Annotated in this window: 23 protein-coding genes; 14 read left to right on the top strand and 9 right to left on the bottom strand. The window is 68.2% G+C overall.

Annotated elements, in window-relative coordinates; genetic code table 11:
• Window positions 1-35 precede the first annotated feature (35 nt).
• The gene (locus VA613_RS08110; protein ID WP_324778600.1) at window positions 36-782 is read right to left on the bottom strand and encodes a DUF599 domain-containing protein; all 747 of its coding nucleotides are present in this window, start codon (window positions 780-782) and stop codon (window positions 36-38) included.
• A gap of 45 nt (window positions 783-827) precedes the next feature.
• Window positions 828-1,013 (bottom strand): hypothetical protein, encoded by a 186-nt coding sequence (locus tag VA613_RS08105; protein ID WP_324778599.1) that lies wholly within the window; start codon window positions 1,011-1,013, stop codon window positions 828-830.
• 277 nt (window positions 1,014-1,290) lie between these two features.
• On the opposite strand from VA613_RS08105, the gene VA613_RS08100 reads away from it, so the two are divergent.
• Both VA613_RS08100 and VA613_RS08095 read left to right on the top strand, forming a co-directional pair.
• Window positions 1,291-2,802 (top strand): sensor histidine kinase, encoded by a 1,512-nt coding sequence (locus VA613_RS08100; RefSeq protein ID WP_324778598.1) that lies wholly within the window; start codon window positions 1,291-1,293, stop codon window positions 2,800-2,802.
• Window positions 2,799-4,163 (top strand): sigma-54-dependent transcriptional regulator, encoded by a 1,365-nt coding sequence (locus VA613_RS08095; protein WP_324778597.1) that lies wholly within the window; start codon window positions 2,799-2,801, stop codon window positions 4,161-4,163. The genes VA613_RS08100 and VA613_RS08095 overlap by 4 nt, the downstream gene beginning before the upstream one ends.
• Here VA613_RS08095 and VA613_RS08090 read toward each other — a convergent pair.
• Entirely contained in the window at window positions 4,160-4,516 is a 357-nt protein-coding gene (locus VA613_RS08090) for a winged helix-turn-helix domain-containing protein (protein ID WP_324778596.1), read from the bottom strand. The genes VA613_RS08095 and VA613_RS08090 overlap by 4 nt on opposite strands.
• Window positions 4,517-4,595: 79 nt before the next feature.
• Between VA613_RS08090 and VA613_RS08085 the strand changes: the two genes are divergently transcribed.
• The 4 genes from VA613_RS08085 to VA613_RS08070 all read left to right on the top strand — a co-directional run bounded on the left by VA613_RS08085 (window position 4,596) and on the right by VA613_RS08070 (window position 6,558).
• The gene (locus tag VA613_RS08085; protein ID WP_324778595.1) at window positions 4,596-5,054 is read left to right on the top strand and encodes a DUF302 domain-containing protein; all 459 of its coding nucleotides are present in this window, start codon (window positions 4,596-4,598) and stop codon (window positions 5,052-5,054) included.
• A gap of 63 nt (window positions 5,055-5,117) precedes the next feature.
• Window positions 5,118-5,492 (top strand): fluoride efflux transporter CrcB, encoded by a 375-nt coding sequence (gene crcB / locus VA613_RS08080; protein ID WP_324778594.1) that lies wholly within the window; start codon window positions 5,118-5,120, stop codon window positions 5,490-5,492.
• The gene (locus VA613_RS08075) at window positions 5,489-5,800 is read left to right on the top strand and encodes a DUF190 domain-containing protein (RefSeq protein ID WP_324778593.1); all 312 of its coding nucleotides are present in this window, start codon (window positions 5,489-5,491) and stop codon (window positions 5,798-5,800) included. Before crcB ends, VA613_RS08075 begins: the two co-directional genes overlap by 4 nt.
• An 8-nt stretch (window positions 5,801-5,808) precedes the next feature.
• Complete coding sequence (locus tag VA613_RS08070; RefSeq protein WP_324778592.1) at window positions 5,809-6,558, top strand: sulfite exporter TauE/SafE family protein; 750 nt, start codon at window positions 5,809-5,811, stop codon at window positions 6,556-6,558.
• 21 nt (window positions 6,559-6,579) lie between these two features.
• On the opposite strand, the gene VA613_RS08065 is transcribed toward VA613_RS08070, so the two are convergent.
• From VA613_RS08065 to VA613_RS08055, 3 genes are all read right to left on the bottom strand, one after another.
• Window positions 6,580-8,184, bottom strand: a complete 1,605-nt coding sequence (locus tag VA613_RS08065; RefSeq protein ID WP_324778591.1) for a GGDEF domain-containing protein — start codon at window positions 8,182-8,184, stop codon at window positions 6,580-6,582.
• A gap of 73 nt (window positions 8,185-8,257) precedes the next feature.
• Window positions 8,258-9,205, bottom strand: coding sequence for an MBL fold metallo-hydrolase (locus VA613_RS08060; RefSeq protein ID WP_324778590.1), 948 nt, complete (start codon window positions 9,203-9,205; stop codon window positions 8,258-8,260).
• Complete coding sequence (locus VA613_RS08055) at window positions 9,202-12,810, bottom strand: bifunctional diguanylate cyclase/phosphodiesterase (protein ID WP_324778589.1); 3,609 nt, start codon at window positions 12,808-12,810, stop codon at window positions 9,202-9,204. The genes VA613_RS08060 and VA613_RS08055 overlap by 4 nt, the downstream gene beginning before the upstream one ends.
• Window positions 12,811-13,032: 222 nt before the next feature.
• On the opposite strand from VA613_RS08055, the gene VA613_RS08050 reads away from it, so the two are divergent.
• The 6 genes from VA613_RS08050 (at window position 13,033) to rtcA (ending at window position 19,709) form a co-directional block, all read left to right on the top strand.
• Entirely contained in the window at window positions 13,033-13,560 is a 528-nt protein-coding gene (locus tag VA613_RS08050; protein ID WP_324778588.1) for a hypothetical protein, read from the top strand.
• Window positions 13,560-14,477, top strand: a complete 918-nt coding sequence (locus VA613_RS08045; protein WP_324778587.1) for a CobD/CbiB family protein — start codon at window positions 13,560-13,562, stop codon at window positions 14,475-14,477. Before VA613_RS08050 ends, VA613_RS08045 begins: the two co-directional genes overlap by 1 nt.
• 6 nt (window positions 14,478-14,483) lie before the next feature.
• Entirely contained in the window at window positions 14,484-15,722 is a 1,239-nt protein-coding gene (locus tag VA613_RS08040; RefSeq protein ID WP_324778586.1) for a nucleoside recognition domain-containing protein, read from the top strand.
• Complete coding sequence (gene ppx / locus VA613_RS08035; protein WP_324778585.1) at window positions 15,719-17,203, top strand: exopolyphosphatase; 1,485 nt, start codon at window positions 15,719-15,721, stop codon at window positions 17,201-17,203. The genes VA613_RS08040 and ppx overlap by 4 nt, the downstream gene beginning before the upstream one ends.
• 206 nt (window positions 17,204-17,409) lie before the next feature.
• Window positions 17,410-18,582 (top strand): cyclopropane fatty acyl phospholipid synthase, encoded by a 1,173-nt coding sequence (gene cfa / locus VA613_RS08030; RefSeq protein ID WP_324778584.1) that lies wholly within the window; start codon window positions 17,410-17,412, stop codon window positions 18,580-18,582.
• A gap of 86 nt (window positions 18,583-18,668) precedes the next feature.
• On the top strand, window positions 18,669-19,709 hold the full coding sequence (rtcA, locus tag VA613_RS08025) for an RNA 3'-terminal phosphate cyclase (RefSeq protein WP_324778583.1): 1,041 nt from the start codon (window positions 18,669-18,671) through the stop codon (window positions 19,707-19,709).
• Window positions 19,710-19,724: 15 nt separating this feature from the next.
• Here the strand turns inward: rtcA and VA613_RS08020 are convergent, their stop codons facing one another.
• Window positions 19,725-20,516 carry a glutathione S-transferase family protein gene (locus tag VA613_RS08020; RefSeq protein ID WP_324778582.1) on the bottom strand — a complete coding sequence of 264 codons (792 nt, stop codon included), beginning with the start codon at window positions 20,514-20,516 and terminating at the stop codon, window positions 19,725-19,727.
• 25 nt (window positions 20,517-20,541) lie between these two features.
• On the bottom strand, window positions 20,542-20,817 hold the full coding sequence (locus VA613_RS08015; RefSeq protein WP_324778581.1) for a cupin domain-containing protein: 276 nt from the start codon (window positions 20,815-20,817) through the stop codon (window positions 20,542-20,544).
• Between the two features lie 224 nt (window positions 20,818-21,041).
• On the opposite strand from VA613_RS08015, the gene VA613_RS08010 reads away from it, so the two are divergent.
• Together VA613_RS08010 and VA613_RS08005 are read left to right on the top strand one after the other, a co-directional pair.
• Complete coding sequence (locus VA613_RS08010) at window positions 21,042-21,428, top strand: hypothetical protein (RefSeq protein ID WP_324778580.1); 387 nt, start codon at window positions 21,042-21,044, stop codon at window positions 21,426-21,428.
• Entirely contained in the window at window positions 21,425-23,893 is a 2,469-nt protein-coding gene (locus VA613_RS08005; protein ID WP_324778579.1) for an EAL domain-containing protein, read from the top strand. The genes VA613_RS08010 and VA613_RS08005 overlap by 4 nt, the downstream gene beginning before the upstream one ends.
• 46 nt (window positions 23,894-23,939) lie before the next feature.
• On the opposite strand, the gene VA613_RS08000 is transcribed toward VA613_RS08005, so the two are convergent.
• A complete protein-coding gene (locus VA613_RS08000; RefSeq protein ID WP_324778578.1) occupies window positions 23,940-24,356 on the bottom strand; it encodes a hypothetical protein in 417 nt (138 codons plus the stop codon).
• Window positions 24,357-24,372: the final 16 nt, after the last annotated feature.

Raw genomic sequence — 24,372 nt, 5'->3', positions numbered from 1 at the left:
CTGCCGAACGCATGCCCCGCGCGACGCAAATCGGATTACTTGGCGTGCTTGGCGTGCATCGAGAGCACGGGCGCGCCCTGGGCTGCCGCAGCCGGTTCTCCGCCCGACATGCGGACTTCTTCGCATTCGCTGCGGTCGAGCCGGTGCAGGGCAAGCACCAGTCCGATCGACGAAATCAGCAGGAAGTAGGGGCCGAACAGCCAGAACACCAGCGGGATGGCGAAGAAGAAGGCCCGCATGCCGATCGCGAACATGTTGCCGGCCCGGTTCAGGCGGTGGGCGACCGCACGGGGGGAAAGCGCGTGATGGGTGCCGTGCTCAGGGACGTTCACCATGAAGAGCACGTGATTGGCAAGGCGCACGGACATGGCGAAGGCGAAGAAGGCGACGATGAAATCGACCAGCAGCAGCATGACCTTCAGGATCCACAGCTGGGTCGCATGCGATCCGCCGATGCTGAGCACATGCCAGCTGTGCGAGATGTTTTCCGCCTGGCCGGACAGGGTCAGCGTGCCGATGATCAGCAGCCCCGCCGTGGAGGCCATGAGGGAGGGGGCCATGATGAAGTTGCGCAGCGTCTGCACGGCCATGATGTCCTTGGCGGAATTGCTGCGCATGATGTGCTCGACCCACAGCCTGCGTGCCAGGGCGTTCACGCCGTGGATGCTGTAGGTCGGGTTGTCCCGGACCTTCATGTTGAGGAACACGTAATACAGCGCGACGCAGGCAGCGCTGATGATGAACGCGACGACATCGGTTTCAAACTCGGTAAGCAATTCCATCCTCTCGGTCTCTCAGCAATCCAGCACAGCGCCTGCAAGGCGCACTTACAGCGCGCCCTGCGCGTGGTGGAACTCCGTTGCGGCGGCCATTGCGTCGGTGGACGCCTTGCGGGTCGCATCCTGCATCGCGCCCTGCGGCTGCTCGATCCGGCGCATCACGGCGCGGAATTCACCGAGGTTGTTGACGTTGGCGAAGGACAGGCCGTTGAGGATTTTGCGAATGACGTTCATGGTGGGCTCATCTCTTGGGTGGGATTGCCCCTTGATACGCATAATGCGTGCCAGATACATAACGTACTGTTATGTAAAGATAATGTTTGATTCTTTCTGGCGAGCCTCACATTGTAATGTTGCGTGGTGCAACAGGTGTGGTGTTCGTATTATTGGTTAACTGTTTGTAATAGAAGAATAAATGTCCGTATGTTTCATGAGTGTTACACATGCATGGATATCGTTGCATCTTGCAACTATACTTGAGCCGTCTGCGACACGGTGGGGAGGGAGTTCCATGATGCCTTCGCTTCGGGGCGCGCTGCTGCGCCATTCCCTGCGCGGAAAGATCACCCTTGGCTACTACGCGGTGGCGGCGATCATTCTCGTCGCCTCGCTGTTTTTTGTCGGGGAACTGCGCACGCTCGAGGCGCGGGTCGTGCTGGGGCAGCGCGCCACCGACCTGTTCAATACGGCGCTGGAGATCCGCCGCTTCGAGCGCAACTATTTCCTCCACCACCAGGCCGCGGACCTGGAGGAAAACGGCGCATACCTCAAGCTCGCCCAGGCATTGTTGACGGCCAACCGGGCCGACTTCACGGCGATCGTTCCGCCCGCGCGCCTGGACCAGCTCGGCGCGCTGCTCGACGCCTATCAGGGCCAGATGTCCGCGTATGCCGTCGCCGCGCAGCCGGCCGCCGTGCTCGAGCCGCGGGTGCGCGGCCTGGGACAGGAGGTGGTCGCGATCGCGGAAGACGTGGCGCGGTCGGAGCGGCGCCAGATCCAGACGACGCTGGCTTCGTTCCGCACCCTGCTGCTCGGCGTCATCGTGGCCATGGCCGTCCTCATCGTCGTCATCGGCCGGGCCCTGTCGCTGCGGGTGGTCCAGCCGCTGAAGGAAATGGAGGCGAGCGTGGCGGCGATCAGCGCCAGTCGCCGCGAGACGCTGTCGGCGCCGTCGAACGACCGCGAGATCCTGTCGATCATCGCCGCCTTCAACCACATGCTGAAGGAGCTCGACATGCGGCAGAAGTCGCTCATGCGCTCGGAGCGCCTGGCGTCGCTCGGCACCATGCTGTCCGGCGTGGCCCACGAGCTGAACAACCCGCTCTCCAACATCTCGACGTCCTGCCAGATCCTGCAGGAGGAAGTCGGTGAGAGCGACGTCGCCACGCAGAAGATGTACCTGGCCCAGATCGACCAGCAGACCGAACGCGCGCGGAACATCGTCCGCTCGCTGCTGGACTTCTCGCGTGAACGGGCGTTCCGCAAGGCGCCGGTCCTGCTCAAGCCGCTGGTCGCGCAGACCGTCGGCTTCGTGCGCGGCGAGGTATCGGCGAAGTCGGTCGTGCGCCTCACCATTCCCGATGACCTGAGCGTGCAGGCCGACGCCCAGCGCCTGCAGCAGGTGTTCGTCAACCTCATCCGCAACGCCCTGGAGGGGCTCGGGCCGGACGGCCAGATCCTCATTTCCGCGGAGGTCCGGCGGGTCAGCGGTCCGCCGCCGGGGACGGCGCTGGGCGTGGGCTGCGACATGGAGGGCGAGGCGGTCGAGATCACCGTCGCCGACAACGGACCGGGCATCGCGCCGGACATCCTGTCGCGCATATTCGACCCCTTCTTCACCACCAAGGAAGTCGGACACGGCATGGGGCTGGGGCTGTTCGTGGTGTACGAGATCATCGACGAGCATGGTGGCTGCATCGCCGTCCGCAGCGCGCCCGGGGAGGGAGCCACGTTCTGCATCCGGCTGCCGCACGAGGAAACGGGCGGCCCGCACGCAGCCGCCGGAGAAAAGGGAGCGCAATGATGGAGGCACGACTGCTGATCGTGGACGACGAGGAGATCGCGCTGCGCAATCTCCAGCATGTGATGGAAAAGGCGGGCTATCAGGTCACCGCGACCCAGAGCGGGGCGACCGCGGTGTCGCTGCTGGAATCCCAGCCGTTCGACGTGGTGCTGACCGATCTCCGCATGGAGGGGGTCGACGGCATGGACGTGCTGAAGAAGAGCCGTGATGCGCAGCCCGGCGCCGAGGTGATCTTCATCACCGGCTTTGCCACGGCCGAATCCGCGGTGCAGGCGCTGAAGCATGGTGCCTTCTACTACATTGCCAAGCCGTTCCGCCTCGACGAGGTGCGCAAGGTGGTCGCCGAGGCGCTGGAGAAGGTCCGCCTGCGCCGCGAGAACGACGAGCTGCGGCGCGAGGTCGTGCGCTATCGCGACGGCGAAGGCATCGTCACGCAGGACGTCGAGATGCAGCGGCTGCTGGAGATGGCACGGCAGATCGCGCCGACCGACTGCAGCGTGCTCATCACCGGCGAGAGCGGCACCGGCAAGGAGTTGTTCGCCAAGTACCTGCACCGGCACAGCACCCGCGCCGACGGGCCCTATGTCGCCATCAACTGCGGCGCGTTCAGCGAACAGCTGCTGGCCAACGAGCTGTTCGGCCACGAAAAGGGCGCGTTCACCGGCGCCACGACGCTGAAAAAGGGCCTCATCGAAGTGAGCGCCGGCGGCACGCTGTTCCTCGACGAGGTGACCGAAATGGCGCCGTCGATGCAGGTCAAGCTGCTGCGCGTGCTGCAGGAGAAGGAGGTGCTGCGGGTGGGCGGCACGCGGCCGGTCAAGTGCGACGTGCGCGTGCTCGCGGCGACCAATCGTGACGTCGCCGAGGCGGTGAAGAACGGCAGCTTCCGCGAGGACCTGTATTTCCGCCTCAACGTGGTCAATCTCGCCATCCCGCCGCTGGCGCAGCGCAAGGGGGACATTCCGCTGCTGGCCCAGCACTTCCTGCGCAAGTTCGCCGAGCGGATGAACAAGCCGGTGACGCGGATCGAGCCCGAGGTGCTGGCGGTGCTGGCTGACTACCCGTTCCCCGGCAACGTGCGCGAGCTCGAGAACCTGATCGAGCGCGGCACCGCGATGGCGCAGGGCGACGCCATCGCGGTCGAGCACCTGCCCGCGGCGCTGCAGAAGCGCGGCGGTGCGGAAATCAGCCGCATCGCGGGACGCCTGCCCACGCTGGAGGAGCAGGAGCAGAGCTACATCCGGCGCGTGCTGGAGGAGGTGCGGGGCAACCAGACCGCCGCTGCGCAGATCCTCGGCATCAATCGGGCCTCGCTGTGGCGCAAGCTGAAGGCCCAGCGTGGCGAGAAGCCCTCGCGCTAGCGCGTTGCCGGCGCGTCTCGGCCGGTGCGGCCGGGCAGCTCCCGCGCAAGCTTCTCCAGGAACGCGGCGTGCCGGGCCTCGGCCTTCCGGAACGCCGCGACGAGCGCTTCGGCATCGGGCGTCAGCCGGCTGCCGGCCGGGCCGCTCGCGACGAGCGGCACGCCCCACGCGACGTTCATTGCGTCGACGGCATCCCAGGCCGCCTTGTAGCTCATCTTCATCGCCTTCGCCGCCTTCGAGATCGAGCCGGTTTCGCGGATGTGCTGCAACAGCTCGACGCGACCGCGTCCGAGGAAATTCCTGCCGTCGAGGGTGAGCCAGAAACGGCCGTCTGCCTTGAGTTGCGCGTTCATCCGGCGAGTGTAGCAAACGACCATTGCGGATCGGGCGCGCGAGGCCGACAATTGATGCATTCGGTTTTGGGAGCGCGCCATGAGACGTTTTTTCGCGATGTGTGCCCTGCTGTGCCTGCCCTTGTCCGCCGTCGCGGCGGACGACTTCGCCGTGATATTCAAGGCGCAGGGCGAATTCCAGGACGTGCGCGACCAGGTCGCCGCATCCATCGAAGGCCAGGGCCTGAAGATCAACCACACCAACAAGATCGCCGAAATGCTCGAGCGCACCGGCAAGGACCTCGGCATGACCCGGCAGGTCTACGTCAATGGCGAGCAGTTCGAATTCTGCAGCGCGAAGCTTTCGCGCGAGATGATGGAAGCCGATGCGCGCGCGATGGTGATGTGCCCCTACATCATTTCCGTCTACACGCTGCCGAACGACAAGAACGTCTACATCTCGTATCGCAAGCCCGCGCCGACCGGCAACCCGGCGCTGGACAAGGTGCTCGGCGACGTGGAGACCCTGCTGACCGGGATCATCCGGGACGCGATGTAAGCGCCCGGGCGGCGGCGCGGTCGGCTAGAATGCGCGCATGTTGACCGTCGCCCACTGCCTTGCATGATCGCCTTCCTCGCCATTGGCCTGGGGGCGGCCATCGGCGCGTGGCTGCGCTGGGGCCTGGGGCTGTGGCTGAACCCGGCCTTTCCGGCGATGCCGCTCGGCACCCTGGCTGCCAACCTGATCGGTGGCTACGTGATCGGCGTGTCGATCGCGTGGTTCGGCGAGCATCCCGGCCTGCCGCCGGAAGCGCGGCTGTTCCTGATCACCGGCCTGCTCGGCGGGCTGACCACGTTCTCCACTTTTTCGGCCGAGGTCGTCACCACGCTGATGCGCGGCCTCTGGCTGACCGGCGGCCTGATCGCTCTGACCCACATGGCCGGCTCCTTCCTGGCGACGGGCCTGGGCTTCTACACCATGAGGTTCTTCAAATGAACGTCGTCTGCCTGCGGGTGTTCGTTTCGGAGGCCAGCCGGCATCACGGCAGGCTCACCTATGAATGGCTGCTCGACGCGGCGCAGGGGCTCGGCATCGCGGGCGGGTCGGCCTATGCGGCACTGGCGGGATTTGGCCGCCACGGCCGCCACGACGCCGGCTTCTTCGAACTGGCGGGCGAACTTCCGGTTGCGGTCGAGTTCTTCGTCGAGGAGGCGATGGCGGACCGCCTGCTGAAGACGCTGGGCGAGGCCGGCCTCAAGCTCGTCTACGCGAAAATGCCGGCCGAACTCGGCGTCACGCGCTGACAGCAGGCGTGTTCGACCAGCTGGTCCTGTTCGCCGCCTCGCTGGCGGCCAACTTCTTCTCGGCGCTCTCGGGCGGCGGCGCCGGCCTGATCCAGTTCCCGATGCTGATTTTCCTGGGGCTGCCGTTCGGCATCGCGCTCGCCACGCACAAGGTGGCGAGCGTGGCGCTGGGCCTGGGTGCGACGCTCCGGCATCTGAAGGCGTCGCATCTCGAGCGCCGCATGTCGCTGATCATCCTGGGGGCAGGCCTGCCCGGCGTCGTGCTCGGCGCGGCGACGATCCTGCAGATTCCCGAACGCGCCGCCACGCTGGCGCTGGGCGCGCTGACGCTGGGCCTCGGGCTCTATTCGGTGCTCAAGCCCCGGCTCGGCATGGAGCACGCGCCGCGCAACTGGCACGGCGCCGGCCTGTGGGGCGGCATGGCGGGGCTGTTCGCGGTCGGCTTCCTGAACGGCTCGATCACCAGCGGAACGGGCCTCTTCCTCACGGTCTGGCTGATCCGCTGGTTCGGCCTCGACTACACCCGGGCCGTCGCCTACACCCTGATCCTGTGCGGCCTGGTATGGAACGGAACCGGGGCGCTGGTGCTCGGGGTGCTCGGGACCGTGGCGTGGGGCTGGATGCCCGCACTCCTCGCGGGCTCGATCCTCGGCGGCTACCTGGGCAGCCACCTCGCCCTCCGCAAGGGCAATCTCTGGATCAAGCGCGCATTCGAGACCGTGACGATCCTGATCGGCCTCAAGCTGATCTTCGGCTGAGGCCGCGCAAGGGGGACGCCGCTAGTCGGCGTCGACCTGGATGCGGTTGCGCCCGCCGTGCTTGGCGCGGTAGAGCGCCGCGTCGGCAGCCTTGATCAGCGCGTCGCCGGTCTGGTGGAGGGGATAGGTGGCGATGCCCGCGCTGCTCGTCGCGTGGAAGTGCGTGTCGCGATAGGGATGGCGGATCTTCGCGAAATCCTGGCGCACCCGGTCCATGATGGCGAACGCCTCCTCGGCGTCGGTGTGGGGCAGGCCGACGAGGAATTCCTCGCCGCCGTAGCGGCACAGGATGTCGTGCCGGCGCAGGCGCTGCTTCAGGAGCCAGGAGAGGCTGCGGATGACCTGGTCGCCGACGGGGTGGCCGTAGCTGTCGTTGACCTGCTTGAAGTGGTCGATGTCCATCATGACCACCGACAGGAAGCCGCCCTCGTGCGCGATGCCCGAAAGCATCATGTCGAGCGTGTTCTTGCCGCTCGAATGGTTGAGCAGGCCGGTCAGGCTGTCGTGGTACATGCTGCGGCGCAGCGCGCGGTAGCGCTCGATCTTGCTCCGCACGATCGTGTTCAGGAACACCGGGTTGAACGGCTTGGTGAGGAAATGGTCGCCGCCGAGTCGCATGGCGTCGACCTGCAGCGCGACGTTGGTTTCGCCCGACAGGTAGACGATCGGCATGCTGAGGAATTCGTTGTGCTGGCGGATGATGCGCGCAACCTCGACGCCGGTGCAGTTCGGCATGTACATGTCCATCAGGATCAGGTCGGGGTTGAACTGCTTCAGCGCGGTCAGCGTCTGGCGCGGATCGTTGACGATCTCCGAGACGATCTGGTTCTCCGCCAGCGTGCGCCGGATCAGATGGCTCGCCGTCTTGGAATCCTCCACGATCAGCACGCGAAACGCCTCCTGCTCGTGGCGCTCGTTCAGCTCCATGATGCGTTCGATGATCGCGTGCGGCGGCGTGCCTTCCAGCAGGCAGCTGTCGCAGCCACCGCCGAGCACCTCGTGCAGCTGCTCGAAATCGGAGCGCACGCCGAGCCCGATCAGCTGCCCCATCTGGAAGCGCTGCCGCAAGGCCTGGATGCGCGGGCGCCATGCGCTCTCGTGCAGCGTGCCCATGTCGAGCAGCAGCAGCGGCGACACGTCCGCGCTGTCCGGTATCGCGGTTTCCCATGGAATGAACCCGGCCGCCAGGCCGAAATACCCGAGCTGGGTCTGCAGGCTGTTCCATGCGGCCGGCGCGTCGGTGATCACCCAGATCTGCCCGAGCCGCACCGCCTGGGACGCGGCGTGATGCAGATCCTGCTCGCGCTCGACGAGCCCGGCGGTGGCCGAGGCATGCGCGTGGGTCATGCGCGTCAGCGCACGCAGGCGCTCGTTCAGGTCGTCGAGCGCGGCCTGCGGCAGCGGGTGGCCGACGTCCTTGTTGAACAGCGCCAGCGTGACCTGCTCCAGCTGGTGGCTGGCATGGTGCAGCGCGGTGACGCCCTTGTCGATCAGGAATTCGGTGAAGCTGTTGATGGACACGGCGAGCTCGACGAAGCTTTCGAAGCTCGGAAGCGCCTGGTAGCGCTGCCAGGTCGTCGACAGGGCCTGGTTCTTCTGCAGGAGTTCTTCGGGCGGGCAGAGCATGAAGGTGTCTGGAGGCGTTGCGGGAGTCGGTCGGCAGGGGCGCCGCACGCATGCGGCGCGGCCGGTGCGGAGTCTAGTCGCCGGTTCCTTCCGCCTCCAGGCGCAGATACTGGTTGTAGGCATTCACCCGGTTGGCTTCGTCGAACGCGGGAAGGCCGCGGTATTTCGACCAGTCGGTCTTCGCGTAGGCCTCGTCGAACGGAACCAGGTTGCGGGCGGCCTCGCCCATCCAGGTGCGCAGGTCGCTCAGGTAGGTGCGGGTGAAGGCGAGATCGGCGGCCGGCGTGCGCGAGGCGGCGCCGTGGCCGGGGACCAGCACCTTCGGGCGGAAGGCGATCAGCTTGTCGAGCGCGGCGATCCACGCGCGGCTGTCGGCGTCGCCGACGAAGGGCACGCGGCCGCGGAACACGATGTCGCCGGCGTAGAGGACGCCATCTTCGCGCACCAGCATCGCCAGGTCCTCGCGCGAATGGGCCGGCCCGACATGGCGCAGCGCGAAGTGCAGGCCGCCCATCTCGAAGTCGGTGTCGCCGTCGATGAAATGATCGGCCTCGAGCAGGCGGGTCTGGTCGTCGACCCAGGGGAACAGGGCCTCCTTCCGCTGGGCCAGTCGAGCCGCCGCCTCTTCGGTCCGCGTCGCCCCTTCGGCGGCGCGATGGGCCCAGATTTCGGCGCCCTGCGCCTTGAACACCTGCAGGCCGTAGAAATGGTCGGCGTGGTAATGGCTGACGATCACGCGCCGGATCGGCTGGCGGGTGACGGCGCGGATCAGGCCGAGCATTTTTTCTGCCAGCGGCGGCGACGCGAGTGCGTCGAAGACGACGACGCCGTCGCGCGTGACGACGAAGCCGGCGTTGGACATGAAGCCCTGGTTCTCGCTGGATGCCGCACCGGGCAGCCCCTGCACGAAGTAGCTGTGCGCGCCGACACGCACGGCCTTCATCGGCACGGTGACGACGTCGGACGCATGGGCGGCCGGCAGCAGGCAGACGAGGAGCAGCGCGAACAACCGGCGAATCATGGCGACACGCTCCTCGTGGCGGCAGGCGGGGCGATGGAAGCCGGATGCCGGGCGGCTGCGGCGCAGCCCTGGTGGCTGCGCGCCCACGCCTCGAAGATGGACGCCGGTTGAGGCTTGTTGAACAGATAGCCCTGATAGGCATCGCAGCCGTGCTTGGCGAGGAAGGCATGCTGCTCCGCGGTTTCGACGCCTTCGGCGACCACGGCGAGGTTCAGCCCCTGGCCGAGGGCCAGAATGCTGTGCGCGATCGAGGCGTCGTTGGGATCGGTGAGGACGTCGCGGACGAACGATTGGTCGATCTTGATTTCGTCGAGCGGCAGCTGCTTCAGGTACGCGAGCGAGGAATAACCGGTACCGAAGTCGTCGAGCGAGAAGCCGATGCCGCGCGCCTTCAGCGCGCGCATCTTGACGATGGTTTCCTCCATGTTGTCGACCAGCAGGCTCTCGGTCAGCTCCAGCTTCAGGCGGTGCGGGTTGGCGCCGGTGCGGTCGATCACCTGCAGCACCTGGTCGACGAAATCCGCCTGGCGGAACTGGCGCGCGCTCACGTTCACCGCCACGCTGAGGCCGGCCATGTGCGGCAGCGTCGCCCACGCGACGAGCTGCATGCAGGCCGATTCGAGCACGCCGAGGCCGATCGGCAGGATCAGCCCGGTCTCCTCGGCGAGGGGAATGAAGGAGATGGGCGGGATCCAGCCGCGTTCGGGGTGATGCCAGCGCAGCAGCGCCTCGGCGCCGCACAGGCGGCCCAGGCTGTCGACCTGCGCCTGGTAATGGAGCTCGAAGGCATGCCGGGCCAGCGCGCCGCGCAGCTCCGCCTCGAGCTCCGCGCGCGCGGCGACCACGGCCTGCATCGCGGGGTCGAAGAAGCGGAGGGTGTTGCGGCCCTGCGCCTTGGCCTGGTACATCGCCAGGTCGGCGCGCTGCAGCAGTTCGTCCTGCGTGGCCGGCTGGTCGTTGAAGAGCGTGATGCCGATGCTGGCCGTGCAGTGGTGGACGTAGTCGGCCAGCTGGAAAGGCGTCGCGAAGCCCGCGAGGATCTTTTCCCCGACCGCGGTCGCGAGCGTGGCGGCGTCGCGCGGCGCGGCCGCCAGGTTCTCCAGCACGATGACGAATTCGTCGCCGCCCAGGCGCGCCAGCGTGTCGCCCTTGCGCAGGCAGGCCTGCAGGCGGCCGGCGAGCTGCTGCAGGAAGAGATCGCCGATGGCGTGGCCCAGGGTGTCGTTGAGCGTCTTGAAATTGTCGACGTCGATGAAGAGCAAGGCACCGACCTGCTGGCTGCGCGCCTCGACCGCGAGGGCGTGCTGCAGGCGGTCGCGCAGCAGCTGGCGGTTGGGCAGGCCGGTGAGGTGGTCGTAGAACGCGAGATACTGGATTTCGCGCTCGGCGGCCTTGCGCTCGGTGATGTCGGTGTTGATCGCGAGGATCGCTTCCGGCCGCTGCTGGTCGTCGCGCAGCAGGGTCCAGTGCGCCTCGACGATGAGCGTGCTCCCGTCCTTGCGGTGCTGGGTGATCTCGCCGCTCCACTCGCCGTGCTCGAGCACCTTGACGGTGTTCTCGCGGAAGGCCGCGGGATCGCTGTACAGCAGCGCCTCGGTCGAGCGGCCAAGCACTTCGTCGTGGGTCCAGCCGTACAAACGCTCGGCGCCCTTGTTCCAGTAACGGACGACGTGGTCGAGGTCGCGCACCATGATCGCGTCCTGCGCCTTGTCGAGCAGCGATGCCTGCTGCCGGAGGCGGGCGTCGGTGGTCTGGCGTTCGAGCTCGGATGCGACCCGGGTGGCGAAGATCTGCAGCGTCGACGTGATGAAGGCCGTGTCCCTGAGGGGGTGACTGAACAGGACGAACAGCTGGCCGATCGGTTCGCCGGCCGAATTGTCGAGGCGGTGCCCGACGTAGGCTTGCGCGCCGCGCGTGCAGAGCCCGGCCGTGCACGGGAAGCGCTCGCCGGCCTGCGCGGGAATCACGTAGCTGCGCGACTCGGCAAGATGCGCGCAGGGCGTCCCGGCCAGCGGATATTCGAAATTGGGGATCAGGCGGCCTTCGACGTAGGCGACCTCGGTACGCGCCGAGGGGGGCTCCCCGGGCTGGATGCGCGCGATGAAGCCGGCATCGGCACCGAGCGCCTCGGTCATCCTGCCGACCAGTTCCTCGAAGAAGGCACTTCCGGACGCCACGGAAACGCCGGCGGCGATCTTCAGCACGGCGGCCTGGATGCGGTCCTGCTCGAGGCGGGCGCGCAGCGTCGCGATGGCGTAGGCGAGGTCGTCGGTGAGTTCCTGCAGCAGGCGCACCTCGTCGGGGCTGATGTGGCTCACGTCGGGCGCGAACAGGGCGAAGACGCCGTAGGTCCGCTCGGCGTCGTGCAGCGGCAGCGTCACCAGGCTGCGGTAGCCCTGGCGCAGTGCGGCATCCAGCCAGGGCTCGAAGCCGGGCTCGCGTTCCAGATCCTCGATCACGATCACCTCGTGGCTGCGCAGCGCGCGCCCGACCGGGCCGCGGCCGGCCGGCGTGGCGGGCAAGCGGCTGAGTTGGATCCCCTCGAGGTACTCGCCGGCGCCCCTGCCGGCGTGGGCCACGGGCCGGACCGACTGGGCGTCGTCGTCCTGCACGTAGCCGACCCACGCCATGCGGTAGCCGCCGACGTTGACGGCGATGCGGCAGATGTCGTTCAGCAGGGCCTGCTCGTCGGTGGCATGAACCACCGCCTCGTCGCAGGCGCTGCGCACGCGCAGCGCACGGTTGAGGCGCGCGAGCTCGAGCTCGGCCTCGTTGCGGCTGGTGAGATCGGTCATCCCCCCCACCATGCGGATCGCGCGTCCGGTCTCGTCGCGGATCACCGAACCGCGGTCGAGCACGTAGGCATAGCGGCCATCCTTGCGGCGGAAGCGATATTCGGACGCCCAGCTCTCGCCGCCGCCGTCGATCGCATGGCGGACGTTCTGCAGCACGCGTTCGCGGTCGTCGGGGTGAAGCTGCTCGGTCCAGCCGCGGCTGTCGGGCGGCAGGTCCGCGGGCGCGTGGCCGAAGGTGCCCTGCAGGCCCTCGCTCCACCAGAGGCGATCGGTTGCCAGGTCCCAGTCCCAGATCGTGTCCGAGGTGACGCGGGCCACGCTCTTGAAGCGCTCCTCGCTGGCGTGGAGCGCCTGGATGACGCGCTTGCGCTCGGTGATGTCGCGCTGCACCGCCACGAAGTGCGTGGTGCGGCCGCCGGCGTCGGCGACCGGGACGATGTCGAGCTCGAGCCAGACCGGCGTGCCGGCCTTGGTGTAGTTGATGAGTTCGCTGTGAACCGGCTCGTGCTTCGCGATCGCGGCCCGGATGCGGTCGAGCTCGCGCCGGTCGGTCAGCGGACCCTGCAGGAAGCGCGGCGAACGCCCGAGGACCTCCTCGCGCCGATAGCCCGTGATCCGCTCGAAGGCGTCGTTGACGAACACGATGCGCGGGCCGGGCTCGTCGCAGGGATCGGCCTCGGTAATGAGGACGATGTCGTTGAGCCGGGCGACGCTGGCCTCGAGCAGGGCGAGGTGTTGCCGCGCCACCCGGTCGCCGCGGGCGTCCGATTCGGAGGAGCGGGGGAGGTCGAAGCCGTCAGCGCTGGTCATGGCTTGCGGGCGCGGGCATGCCGTCCCCGAACGGGCGGCGGTCTCGCAACGGGCAGGAAAAACCGGTCAAAGCGGACATGTGGGGCGGACTCGGCGGCGAATGCGTCCTTTATACGGCCATTCCGCAGCAAAACTTGAAGCGACGCCCGCCGCGGCGCCCTGCGCCTGGGGCGCCGGGCGGGCCTGTGGTATCTTCTCGCGTTGGATGAAGGGGGTTTTTCCGTGTTCAAGAAACAGTGGCCGGCGTTTCTGCTGGCGTTCGTCTTCCCGATCCTGGCCGTGTTCTGGTGGTGGGGCGGGTTCAACACGGTCGAAGTGAGCGAAACCGTGGCCGGACCCTACCGCTACGCGTATCTCGACTACGAGGGGCCGATCAGCAACATGCGCAAGTCGCAGCGCGCGGTGCTCGACAAGTTCACCGAGGCCCGCGTGGCCGCCGGCGACACCATCAGCGTGATCCTGACCGACCCGCGTGCCAGCCATGGCACGGTGCGCGCCCAGCTTGGCTACGTCCTCGCCGACGGCGCACCGGTCCCGCCGGGGCTCAAGGAAGGCCGCATCGAGCGGCGCCCGGTCTACGCGGCGCGGGTGCAGGCGGCGGTGCTGCTGGCGCCGTCCAAGGCCTACCAGGCGCTGGCCGACACGCTGAAGCCGCTCGGCAAGGATCTCGTCATGCCGACGGTCGAACTCTACCGGCCCGCCGGCCAGGTCGGCCGCATCGGCGTGTTCACGCTGGAAATGAACCGCTGATGGCGTTCTTCTCGGTCCTCGCCGCGATCGTGCTCGAGCATGTCCGCCCGTTGCGGCAGCCGCTGCCGCACTACCGGCGCTACGCGGCGTTCATCCACTGGCTCGAAGGCAAGCTGAACGCCGGCGAGTTCAGCCACGGCGCGATCGCGTGGATGCTGGCAGTGGCGCCGGTGCTGGTCGCGGTCGGACTGGTGTTCTTCCTGCTCAACGCGATCAGCCCGCTGCTCGGCTGGGCGTGGAACGTGGCCGTGCTGTACCTGACGCTCGGCTTCAAGTATTTCGCCGACGACGCCGAGCGCATCGCGCAGTTCGTGCGGACGGGCGACCTCGACGCGGCCCGTGCGCAGCTCGAATCCTGGCGCGGCGGCGATGCCGGCCAGTTCAGTGCCGACGAGATCGCGCGCGTCGCCATCGAGCAGCTGATGGCGGCCAGCCACCGCCAGATGTTCGGCGTGCTGTTCTGGTTCGTGCTCCTGCTGCCGCTCGGCCCGGTCGGCGCGGTGCTGTTCCGCGCCGCCTCGATCCTCACGCGGCGCTGGGTCGACTCGCGCGGCCGCTTCGGCCTCTGCGCGCAGCGCATCTTCCACCTCATCAACTGGGTGCCCGCGCGCCTGACCGCGCTGACCTACGCGATCGCCGGCAACTTCGAGGATGCCACCTACTGCTGGCGCACCCAGGCGGCGAACTGGCCGGAAGACGAGGAGGGCGTGGTGCTGGCGGCCGGTGCCGGCGCCATGGGGATCAAGCTGGGGCAGAGCGTCACGGTCGGCGGCGAGAGCGTCTGGCGCCCCGAACTCGGCACCGGGCAAGCCCCCGACGCCGACTGCATCGACAGCGCGGTGAGCATGATCTGGCGCGGCCTGGTGATCTGGCTGGTCGCCGGGCTGCTGGTCGTCATCGCCGGCTGGGTCGCCTAAGGCCGCATGCTCAACGCGCTCTGGGTCGGCTTCTTCCTGGTCGCCTTCCTGATCGCGCTGTTCAAGCTCGTCGCGTTCGGCGACGCCGCGGTGTTCGCGGCGCTGGTCAAGGCGCTGTTCGACAGCAGCAGGACGGCGTTCGAGATTGCGCTGGGCCTCACCGGCGTGATGGCGCTGTGGCTCGGCGTGATGAAGGTCGGCGAGCGCGCCGGCATGCTGGACGTGCTGACCCGCGGGCTTGCGCCGCTGTTCCGCCGCCTGTTTCCCGACGTCCCGCCCAACCATCCGGCGCTCGGCGCGATGACGATGAACATGGGGGCCAACATGCTGGGCCTCGACAACGCGGCGACGCCGCTCGGCATCAAGGCGATGCGGGAACTGCAGAAGCTCAATCCCTCGTCCGACACGGCGAGCGACGCGCAGATCCTCTTCCTCGTCATCAACACCGCCTCGGTCACCCTGCTGCCGGTCACCATCTTCACCTTCCGGGCGCAGCTCGGCGCCGCGGACCCCACCGACGTCTTCGTGCCGCTGCTGATCACGACCTACGTCGGCACGCTGACCGGGTTGCTGGTCACCGGCCTGTTCCAGCGCCTGCACCTGTGGAACCGCGTGACGCTCGCCTATCTCGGCGGCGCCACTGCGCTGATCGGCGGCCTGGTCGCCTACTTCTCCCACCTCGACGCGGCCGAGATGGCGCGGCAGTCGTCCATCCTCAGCAACGTGCTGCTGACCGGCATCATCGTGCTGTTCCTGCTGATGGCGGCGTGGCGCCGGGTCAATGCGTACGAGGCCTTCGTCGAGGGTGCCAAGGAAGGCTTCCAGACCGCGGTCACGATCATTCCCTATCTGGTCGCGATGCTGGTGGCGATCGGCGTGTTCCGCGCGAGCGGCGCGCTCGACCTGCTGATGGACGGCATCCGCGGCGCCGTGCAGGCGATGGGCTTCGACGCGCGCTGGGTGGACGCGCTGCCGACCGCGCTGATGAAGCCCTTCTCGGGCAGCGGCGCGCGCGCGATGATGATCGACACCATGCAGGCGCACGGCGCCGACTCGTTCGCGGGGCGGCTCGCCTCGATCGTGCAGGGCAGCACCGAGACGACGTTCTACGTGCTGGCCGTCTACTTCGGCGCGGTCGGCATCAAGCGCGTGCGCCACGCGGTCGCGTGCGGCCTTGCCGCCGATCTCGCCGGCATCCTCGCCGCGATCGCCATGGCCTATCTCTTCTTTGGCCAAGCCGCATGAAAACGTACGACACGCTCGCCGCCGTCGACCTCGGCTCCAACTCCTTCCGCCTCGAAGTGGCGCGGGTCGCCGGCGACCAGCTCTATCCGCTCGACAGCCTGAAGGAAACGGTGCGGCTGGCCGGCGGGCTCGGGGTCGACAAGCGCCTCGACGACGCCGCCCAGGAGCGCGCGCTCGCCTGCCTGCAGCGCTTCGGCGAGCGCCTGCGCGGCCTCGCGCCGGAGGCGGTCCGCTGCGTCGGCACCTCGGCGCTGCGCGTCGCCAAGAACGCCGACGCCTTCATTCGCAAGGCCGAGGCCGCACTCGGCCATCCTATCGAGATCGTCGCCGGGCGCGAGGAAGCGCGGCTGATCTACCTCGGCGTCGCGCACTCCCTGCCGGCTTCGCCGGATCGCCGGCTGGTCGTCGACATCGGCGGCGGTTCCACCGAGTTCATCATCGGCCACGGCCTCAAGCCGCACGAGCGCGAGAGCCTGCACATGGGCTGCGTGCACTACTCGCAGCACTATTTCCCGGAAGGCCGGATCGAGAAGGCCGCGCTGAAGGCGGCCGAAACGGCGGCGCGCGTCGAGGTCGAGCGCATCGCGCGGGAATTCTCGCGCGACAACTGGCAGCAGGCGGTGGGGTCCTCCGGCACCGCGCGCGCGCTGCGCGAAATCCTCGAGCAGTGCGGCTGGTCGGCGCGCGGCATCACCGCCGACGGCCTTGCCCGCCTGCGCAGCCAGATGCTCAAGACCGGCCACGTCGACGCGCTCGACCTGCCGGGCCTGTCGCGCGAGCGCCGCCCGGTCATCGCCGGCGGCTTCGCCATCATGGCGGGTGTGTTCGCCGAACTCGCCATCGAGCAGATGGACGTCGCCGACACCGCCATGCGCGAGGGCATCCTCTACGACCTGCTGGGGCGCTTCCACCAGCACGACATGCGCGAGGCGACGGTCGACGAATTCACGCGCCGCTACCACATCGATGGCCAGCAGGCCGCGCGCGTCAGTCGCGTCGCGCTGGCGCTGCTGCAGGCGGCCGGCGGCGACGAGCACGACGCACGCCTGCTCGGCTGGGCCGCGCGCCTGCACGAGATCGGGCTCATGGTCTCGCACGGCGGCTATCACCGCCATTCCGGCTACATCCTGGAAAACGCCGACATGCCCGGCTTCTCGCGCACCGAGCAGGCGCGGCTGGCCTTGCTCGCCCGGGCGCAGCGCGGCGCACTCGCCAAGCTGCCGGCCTTCGCCGGCGGCACCGTCTCGGAACACGATCGCCTGCTCGTGTGGCTGCTGCGCCAGGCGGTGATCCTCTGCCGCAGCCGCGCCGAGCCGCGCCTGCCGGAACTGCACGTCGAGGCCGGCAGCAAGCGCGTCTGCCTTGCCCTGCCTGCCGGGTGGCTGCAGGCCCATCCGCTCACCCAGCGTGCACTGGAGGAGGAAGCGGCCCACTGGCAGGCGGTCGGCGTGAAATACGCGATCGACCACGCCGGCGCCTGAGTCCGGCCGCCCCGCCACCGCAGGACGTCGCCTCGCGTTTTCCGGTCGGGCCGCCGCCGCTGCGCATCCCTATTCGATTTCCAGATCGAATCTATATACAACTATCGATAAGTACGATGGCAAAGACCTGAAAACTTCGTTTGTTAAAAGTATTTCAAATACATATTCTGGCCCTTTCGCGACTTCATGGAAGGGGGATCGTCTCGATGGAAACGGAAGACAGCCTGGCTTTGGAGCCCGTGGGGCGCAGCCCCGCCGAGCAGGAGGCACCCGCGGTCATCCGCGACCTGGCGGCCGAGGCCGGCATCACGATCAACGGCGACGCGCCCTGGGACATCCAGGTGTTCGACGACGAGGTCTATCGGCGCATCCTGACCCAGGGCTCGCTCGGACTGGGCGAAGCCTACATGGACGGCCTCTGGGAGTGCGAACGACTGGACGAATTCTTCCATCGCCTGCTCGCCGTCGATGCCGACGAACGCATCGGCGGCTGGGCGCGGGCACGTCTGCTGGGCGAGATACTGCGCCACAGCCTGTTCAACCTGCAGTCCAGCCGGCGTGCCTTCCAGGTGGGGGAGCAGCACTACGACATCGGCAACGACGTGTTCGAGTCCATGCTCGACCCCACCATGAGCTATTCCTGCGCCTACTGGGACGATGCCGCCGGGCTGCGCGACGCGCAGCAGAAAAAGCTCGACATGATCTGCCGCAAGCTCGAGCTGCGGCCGGGCGAGCGCCTGCTGGAGATCGGCTGCGGCTGGGGCGGGCTGGCGCGCTTCGCGGCCGAGCACTACCGCGTCGAGGTGGTCGGCATCACCGTCTCGAAGGAGCAGCAGAAGCTCGCCCAGGAGCGCTGCGCGGGGCTGCCGGTGTCGATCGAGCTGATGGACTACCGCGACCTCGACGCGCGCTTCGACAAGGTCGTGTCGGTCGGCATGTTCGAGCACGTCGGCCCCAAGAACTACGCCGTCTATTTCGACACCGTCGACCGCGTGCTCAAGGACGACGGACTGTTCCTGCTGCACACCATCGGCAACGCCGTGACGTCGCCCAAGACCGACGCCTGGATCGACAAGTACATCTTCCCCAACGGCAAGCTGCCGTCGGCACGGGAGATCGCCGCGGCGGTCGAGAATCGCTTCCTGATCGAGGACTGGCACAACTTCGGCCAGGACTACGACCGCACGCTGATGGCCTGGTGGGAGAACTTCCAGACCGCCTGGCCCTTCCTCGAGGCCCGCTACGGCAAGCGCTTCTACCGCATGTGGAAGTACTACCTGCTGAGCTGCGCCGGTTTCTTCCGGGCCCGCCAGGGGCAGCTCTGGCAGCTGGTGCTCAGCAAGCGCGAGCGGAGCGCGGTCTACCGCTCCGTGCGCTAGCCTGCGCCGGGTGCGGCCGGGCGGGGCGGCCGCGCGTCGGCTAGCATGAACGGGAGGGCGCGTTCGCCCGGCTTGTCAGGGTAGCCATGGTGGAGATCGACGCATCGTTCGGCGAAGGCGGCGGCCAGATCCTGCGCAGCGCGCTTGCGCTTTCGGTCATCACCGGCAAGTCCATTCAGCTCACCCGCATCCGCGCCAACCGGCCGCAGCCGGGGTTGCGGCCGCAGCACCTCAAGGCGGTCGAGGCCGCGGCGCGCATCAGCGGGGCCCGGGTCGAGGGCGCGGCGCTCGACGCGCAGACGCTGCGCTTCGAGCCCGCCGGCCTGCAAAGCGGCCGCTACGACTTCGACATCGGCACCGCGGGCTCGGCCAGCCTGCTGCTGCAGACGCTCTGCCTGCCGCTCAGCTTCGCCGACGGTCCTTCGCGCCTCGTCCTCACCGGCGGCACCCACGTGCCCTGGAGCCCGTGCTTCCACTACCTGCAATGGCAATGGCTGCCGGCGCTGGCCGAGGCCGGCTACCACATCGCCTGCCGCCTCGGGCGTGCCGGCTTCTATCCGCGCGGCGGCGGCGTGCTGCATGCGGACATCGCGCCGGCGCGGCCGCGCGTGCCGCTGCGCTTCACCCGGCGCGGGCGGCTGTTGCGCGTCCGCGGCCTGTCCGCCGTGGGCCGCCTCGACCGCTCCATCGCCGAACGGCAGCGCGAGCGGGCGCTCGAGCGGCTGCTGGACCTCGCGGTGCCGGTCGAGATCGCGGTGGACGAGGTGGCCGCGGCCTCGCCCGGTACCTTCATCGTGCTGCAGGCGGAATTCGAAGGCGGGCGCTGCTGCGCCTCGGCGCTCGGTGCGCGGCACAAGCCGGCGGAACAGGTGGCCGACGAAGCCGTCGCCGAGCTGCGCGCCGACATCGACTCCGGCGGCGCGATCGACGCCTGGCTGGCCGATCAGCTGCTGCTGCCGCTTGCCTTCGTGCCTGGACGCTCGGAGCTGTCCGTCAGCCGCATCAGCAGGCATCTTCTCACCCAGGCAGAACTGCTCGGCCGCTTTCTTCCGGTCGCGGTCGAGATCGAAGGTGGCCTCGACGCGCCGGGGCGCGTTCGCATCGAGGGAACGGCAGGGCGCCGCTGAAAACGCAGGGCGCGCTCAGAGGCCCAGTTCAGCGTCGCTCGCGCTGTGGGCGTACTTGTCGCGCGGCGGCCAGGGGCGGGCGCGCCAGTCGGGAACGAAGGCGAACGAGGAGCGGCTGCGCCCGGGCGGCAGTGCACCGTTGCCGGCGCCCTTGGCGTAGTCGTAGTAGAGCTTGACGATCTGTTCCTTCGTCACCTGCCGGGCCGCCGGATGCGCAAGGCAGGCGTCGATCCAGCGGCGCACGCGCGCGTAGCGTGGCGCATCGGGGAGCGTGAAGCCCTCGTAGTATTCGAGGAACCAGAAGCGCTGGAAGAACGGCGTGAACACGGCCTCCGCCCAGCCGAAGTCCTCGAAGAGGAAGGGGCCCTCCGGCGCATGCGCCAGCAGAAAATCGTCGAGCAGCGCGTACTGCGCCAGCATGCCTTCGCGCAGCGCGTCGCGGCGCTCGAGGTCCTGGTTCATCACCCACGCATAGCCCTGGGTGCAGAAGTCGCCTTCGAGCCGCGTCAGCATGTTCTCCACCGCATGCCGCCACGGGTCGCGCTGCACGATGGCCGGCGCCGGCATGACGTCCTCGAAGTACTGCATGATGACGAGGCTTTCCTTGACGATGTGTCCGTCGGCCGTTTCCAGGACGGGCAGCGCGGTGGTGCCGCGCGTCCTCTGCAGGAGCCAGTCGGGACGCGGGACGGTGATGTCGATCACGCGGAAGTCGACCGCGTCGCGCAGCCCCTTCAGCTCCAGCAGGATTTCCAGGCGCTGGCTGAACGGGCAGACGGGGATGTGATAGAGGATCGGGCGCGTCATGGCGGAGGCCTGCGGGGCGGGCGGTTCAGCCGAAGCGGTAGCGCTTGCGCAGGGGCTCGATCACCTTCCAGGTACAGGCGAGGCCGGCGGGGAAGGTCGCCAGCTGGCCGGCGGCCAGCGCGACGGGCTCGCCGCCCTGCGGCGTCACCACCACCCGGCCCTCCAGGATGTAGCTGGTTTCCGTCTCCGCGTAGGTCCAGGGAAATTCCGCCACGCCCGTCTCCCACAGGGGCCAGCGGTCGACGCCCAGCGCGGCGAGGCGGCGGGCGCCGGGGGCGGCGTCGACGATGATCCCGGTCATGATGGCCCTCCGGCGGTGCAGGACGAGAAGCCCGCATTGTAGCGGACACGGCGTGGACCCCGCATCGGGCGGCGAACGCCCGCCCGCTTCAGAATTGCGCAAAATGGCCGAAATATACCCGTGTTCCCGCCATGCATGCGTCAAGGCCGGGGCACGGCATGGCACCCGTGCCGCGAGCGACGCGGGCGCCCACAACAAACAACAAATGTGACGCGGAGAGAGACATGAGTGATCGACTTTACCGGCTGATGCTCGGCGCGCTGCTGCTGGTGGCGCTGTATTTCGAGCTGCCCTACCTGATGTATTTCATCATCGCCATGCTGTTCTTCGAGGGCCTCAGCAACTTGCGCCTGCCCGTGCTGCTGAACAGGCTGCGGGGACGCATCCAGTCGGAGTGCGACCTGGCGCCCTTCCGGAGCACCGTCCGGCTGGGATTCGAGGCGGAGCGAGCCTGGCGGCTGATCGTCGCCCTGATGCTGCTCGTCACCTACGCGTTCTTCTACGACCGGCTGTGGTTCTTCCCCTGGTTCATGGGCTTTGCGATCTTCGGCGCCGGCGTGAGCGGCGTCTGTCCCGTGCTGATCGGCGTCAAATGGGCCGGGTGCCGGTGACGGACGGCAGCGGCGGCGACACCGAGATTCTCGCGTCCCGCCTGCCGGCGAAGATTACCGGCATCGTGTTCTGGGGCATGGTGCTGGTCGGACTGCTCATCGCGGTGGTCGTGCTGAAGGGGCGGGAGAGCGATCTCGGCGCGCGCAATCTCAGCGAAGCGCGCCTGCTGGCCCTCGCGCTGACCGAGCGCATCGAGGAGGGGGGCCTCGCGCTGGCGGAGCCGGGCCGCTCCCGTGCCGAACTGGAGCGGGTCGTCGGCACGCTCGGCGCCGGTCTTCATTTCGAAGCGCTCGAGCTCAGGGTGGGCGCCGACGTGGTGCGGATCGGCCGCCGGAACGGCGATCAGGAAGCGGTATCCGAGTCGCTGCGGATTCACGGCCGGCAGGGCGTATCGACGGATGGGGCGATGCAGCTCACCGTGCTGTTTCCGAGCCGGACGAAGACGATTTCGGAGTACCGCAAGAACGTCCTGATCTCGATCGGCCTGCTGGTGCTGGCGTTCGGCCTGATCCTGCAGCAGATCCTGCAGCGCATGCTGTCCCGGCCCTTCTTCGGCATGGTCGCGACCGCGAAGCGCTTCTCCGGCGGCAGCCGCGAGGTGCGCTTCGACGAGACGCGCGGCGACGAATTCGGCTTTCTGGCCAAGTTCATCAACCGCGCGCTCGATTCCATCGAGCAGCAGCAGGCGGACCTGCGCCGCGCGCTGGAGCGGGCGACCCGCTCGGAAGCCGAGCTGTTCGGGGAGAAGGAGCGGGCCGAGGTCACCCTGCAGTCCATCACCGATGCCGTCATCACCACCAACTCGGCCACCGAGGTTCAGTACCTGAACCCGGTCGCCGAACGCCTGACCGGCTGGGCCAACCTGGCGGCACGCGGCCTGCCGCTCGAGGACGTGATTCACCTGGTGCACGAGGAAAGCGGGCAGGCCGCGCGCAATCCGGTACCGGACTGCCTCGCCAACAACAGCGTGGAAGGGGTACGCGGCCCCGCCGCCCTGCGGCGCAGGGATGGCACCGTGGTCGCGATCGAGGCCTCCGCGGCCCCCATGCGCAACGACGCGGGGGACGTGATCGGGGCGGTGATGGTGTGCCAGGACGTGAGCCAGGCGCGCAAGCTCGCGCATCAGCTCTCCCACCAGGCGAGCCACGACTCGCTGACGGGGCTCGCCAACCGGCGCGAATTCGAGCACAGGCTCGACGCCGCGCTGGAAAGCGCCCAGCGGGAAGGCAAGCGGCATGTGCTGCTTTACCTCGACCTCGACCAGTTCAAGGTGGTCAACGACACCTGCGGCCACGTCGCGGGAGACCAGCTGCTCGCGCAGCTGGGGAACCTGCTGGGCCACAAGGTGCGCAACAGCGACACCCTCGCGCGCCTGGGCGGCGACGAGTTCGGCGTGCTGCTGGAAGGCTGCGACCTCGAGCGCGGCGAGCAGATCGCCGAATCCCTGTGCCAGAGCGTCGCGGACTTCCGCTTCGTGTGGAAGGACAAGATCTTCCCCATCGGCGTCAGTATCGGTCTCGTGGAGATCAACGACTCGAGCGAGAATTCGGCGGCGGTCCTGAGCGCGGCGGATGCGGCGTGCTACGTGGCCAAGGACGAAGGGCGCAGCCGCGTCGAGGTGTTCCGGGGAGACAAAGGGGGCGGCGAGCGCTACGGCGAGATGCAATGGGTCGCGCGCATCCACAAGGCCATGCAGGAGAATCGCCTGCTGCTCTATCGGCAGAACATCGTCGCCGTCGCGGGCGGCGAAGGCACGGCGCATGCGGAGATCCTGCTGCGCATGCGGGACGAGAACGGCTCGATCGTTCCGCCGATGGCCTTCATCCCCGCGGCGGAGCGCTACCACCTCATGGCGAAGATCGACCGCTGGGTGGTGACGAACGCGCTCGAGTGGCTGGCGGCCCATCCGCTGACGCCGAGCAGGCAGCGCCAGTGCTTCTCGATCAACCTGTCGGGGCAATCGCTCGGCGACGGCAATTTCCTGCAGTTCGTGGTGGACGAGCTGGTCCGCACCGGCGTGCCGGCCGAGCGGGTCTGCTTCGAGGTCACCGAAACGGCAGCGATCGCGAACATCGGCCGAGCGCGCGAATTCATCGCGGTGCTGAAGGCGCGTGGATGCACCTTCGCGCTCGACGACTTCGGCAGCGGGATGTCGTCCTATTCCTACCTGAAGAACCTGGACGTCGACTACCTGAAGATCGACGGTGCCTTCGTCAAGGACATGGCGCTCGACCCCGTCGATTTCGCCATGGTCGAGTCCATCAACCGGATCGGCCATGTCATGGGCATCCGCATCATTGCCGAATTCGTCGAGAACGGCGCCATCCTGGCGAAGCTCGAGGAGCTCGGCGTCGATTTCGCGCAGGGGTACGGCATCCACAAGCCCGAGGCCCTGCTCAGTCCCGCCGCCGAGGACCAGGCGGCGCGCACTGCCGGCCGGGTGCGTTCCGCGTCGGCACCGTGAGCCGCACGCGCCGACGGGGCGATCCCGGCGGCGAGCGGTTCGGCGCCTATCGGGGAGGCTTGCGGCAAAGCGGACCGTCGATCGGGTGCTCGACGCTGAGGGCGATGGCGGTGGCGATCTCGTGCACCTCCTCGGCCGTGAAATGCTCGAACAGGCGCCGCGCGATCGGAGGCGGAATGCGGATGGCGCGCGTCGTCCCGTCGCTGAGCGTGACGGTGACGCCGGCGACCGCGTGGCTGACCAGTTCCGCATCCCCTTCGGCGAGCCGCATCTGCTCGTCCATCAGCGCGTCGTACTCGGCCTCGAAGACGTCCTGCTCGGTGTCGTCCAGGCCGTCCGGCAACTCGACGACGAACCCCGTGATCACGTCGGGCCGCACCGTGCTGGCGACGCCGCGCGCCGACGCGAACTGCACGAAGCGGTCACGCAGCGCCTCGTCGAAAAACATGTACTCGAAACTCATCCGGAAATCCTCTTCG

It is taken from the genome of Thiobacillus sp. SCUT-2, from assembly GCF_035621355.1.
Taxonomy (GTDB): domain Bacteria; phylum Pseudomonadota; class Gammaproteobacteria; order Burkholderiales; family Thiobacillaceae; genus Thiobacillus; species Thiobacillus sedimenti.
This window is presented reverse-complemented; position numbering and strand designations above follow the sequence as displayed.

Bases quoted from the DNA above. Each gene is read 5' to 3' on its own strand.
- VA613_RS08110 (WP_324778600.1), bottom strand. From the start codon at position 782: ATGGAATTGCTTACCGAGTTTGAAACCGATGTCGTCGCGTTCATCATC.
- VA613_RS08105 (WP_324778599.1), bottom strand. From the start codon at position 1,013: ATGAACGTCATTCGCAAAATCCTCAACGGCCTGTCCTTCGCCAACGTC.
- VA613_RS08100 (WP_324778598.1), top strand. From the start codon at position 1,291: ATGATGCCTTCGCTTCGGGGCGCGCTGCTGCGCCATTCCCTGCGCGGA.
- VA613_RS08095 (WP_324778597.1), top strand. From the start codon at position 2,799: ATGATGGAGGCACGACTGCTGATCGTGGACGACGAGGAGATCGCGCTG.
- VA613_RS08090 (WP_324778596.1), bottom strand. From the start codon at position 4,516: ATGAACGCGCAACTCAAGGCAGACGGCCGTTTCTGGCTCACCCTCGAC.
- VA613_RS08085 (WP_324778595.1), top strand. From the start codon at position 4,596: ATGAGACGTTTTTTCGCGATGTGTGCCCTGCTGTGCCTGCCCTTGTCC.
- crcB (WP_324778594.1), top strand. From the start codon at position 5,118: ATGATCGCCTTCCTCGCCATTGGCCTGGGGGCGGCCATCGGCGCGTGG.
- VA613_RS08075 (WP_324778593.1), top strand. From the start codon at position 5,489: ATGAACGTCGTCTGCCTGCGGGTGTTCGTTTCGGAGGCCAGCCGGCAT.
- VA613_RS08065 (WP_324778591.1), bottom strand. From the start codon at position 8,184: ATGCTCTGCCCGCCCGAAGAACTCCTGCAGAAGAACCAGGCCCTGTCG.
- VA613_RS08060 (WP_324778590.1), bottom strand. From the start codon at position 9,205: ATGATTCGCCGGTTGTTCGCGCTGCTCCTCGTCTGCCTGCTGCCGGCC.
- VA613_RS08055 (WP_324778589.1), bottom strand. From the start codon at position 12,810: ATGACCAGCGCTGACGGCTTCGACCTCCCCCGCTCCTCCGAATCGGAC.
- VA613_RS08045 (WP_324778587.1), top strand. From the start codon at position 13,560: ATGGCGTTCTTCTCGGTCCTCGCCGCGATCGTGCTCGAGCATGTCCGC.
- VA613_RS08040 (WP_324778586.1), top strand. From the start codon at position 14,484: ATGCTCAACGCGCTCTGGGTCGGCTTCTTCCTGGTCGCCTTCCTGATC.
- ppx (WP_324778585.1), top strand. From the start codon at position 15,719: ATGAAAACGTACGACACGCTCGCCGCCGTCGACCTCGGCTCCAACTCC.
- cfa (WP_324778584.1), top strand. From the start codon at position 17,410: ATGGAAACGGAAGACAGCCTGGCTTTGGAGCCCGTGGGGCGCAGCCCC.
- rtcA (WP_324778583.1), top strand. From the start codon at position 18,669: ATGGTGGAGATCGACGCATCGTTCGGCGAAGGCGGCGGCCAGATCCTG.
- VA613_RS08020 (WP_324778582.1), bottom strand. From the start codon at position 20,516: ATGACGCGCCCGATCCTCTATCACATCCCCGTCTGCCCGTTCAGCCAG.
- VA613_RS08015 (WP_324778581.1), bottom strand. From the start codon at position 20,817: ATGACCGGGATCATCGTCGACGCCGCCCCCGGCGCCCGCCGCCTCGCC.
- VA613_RS08010 (WP_324778580.1), top strand. From the start codon at position 21,042: ATGAGTGATCGACTTTACCGGCTGATGCTCGGCGCGCTGCTGCTGGTG.
- VA613_RS08000 (WP_324778578.1), bottom strand. From the start codon at position 24,356: ATGAGTTTCGAGTACATGTTTTTCGACGAGGCGCTGCGTGACCGCTTC.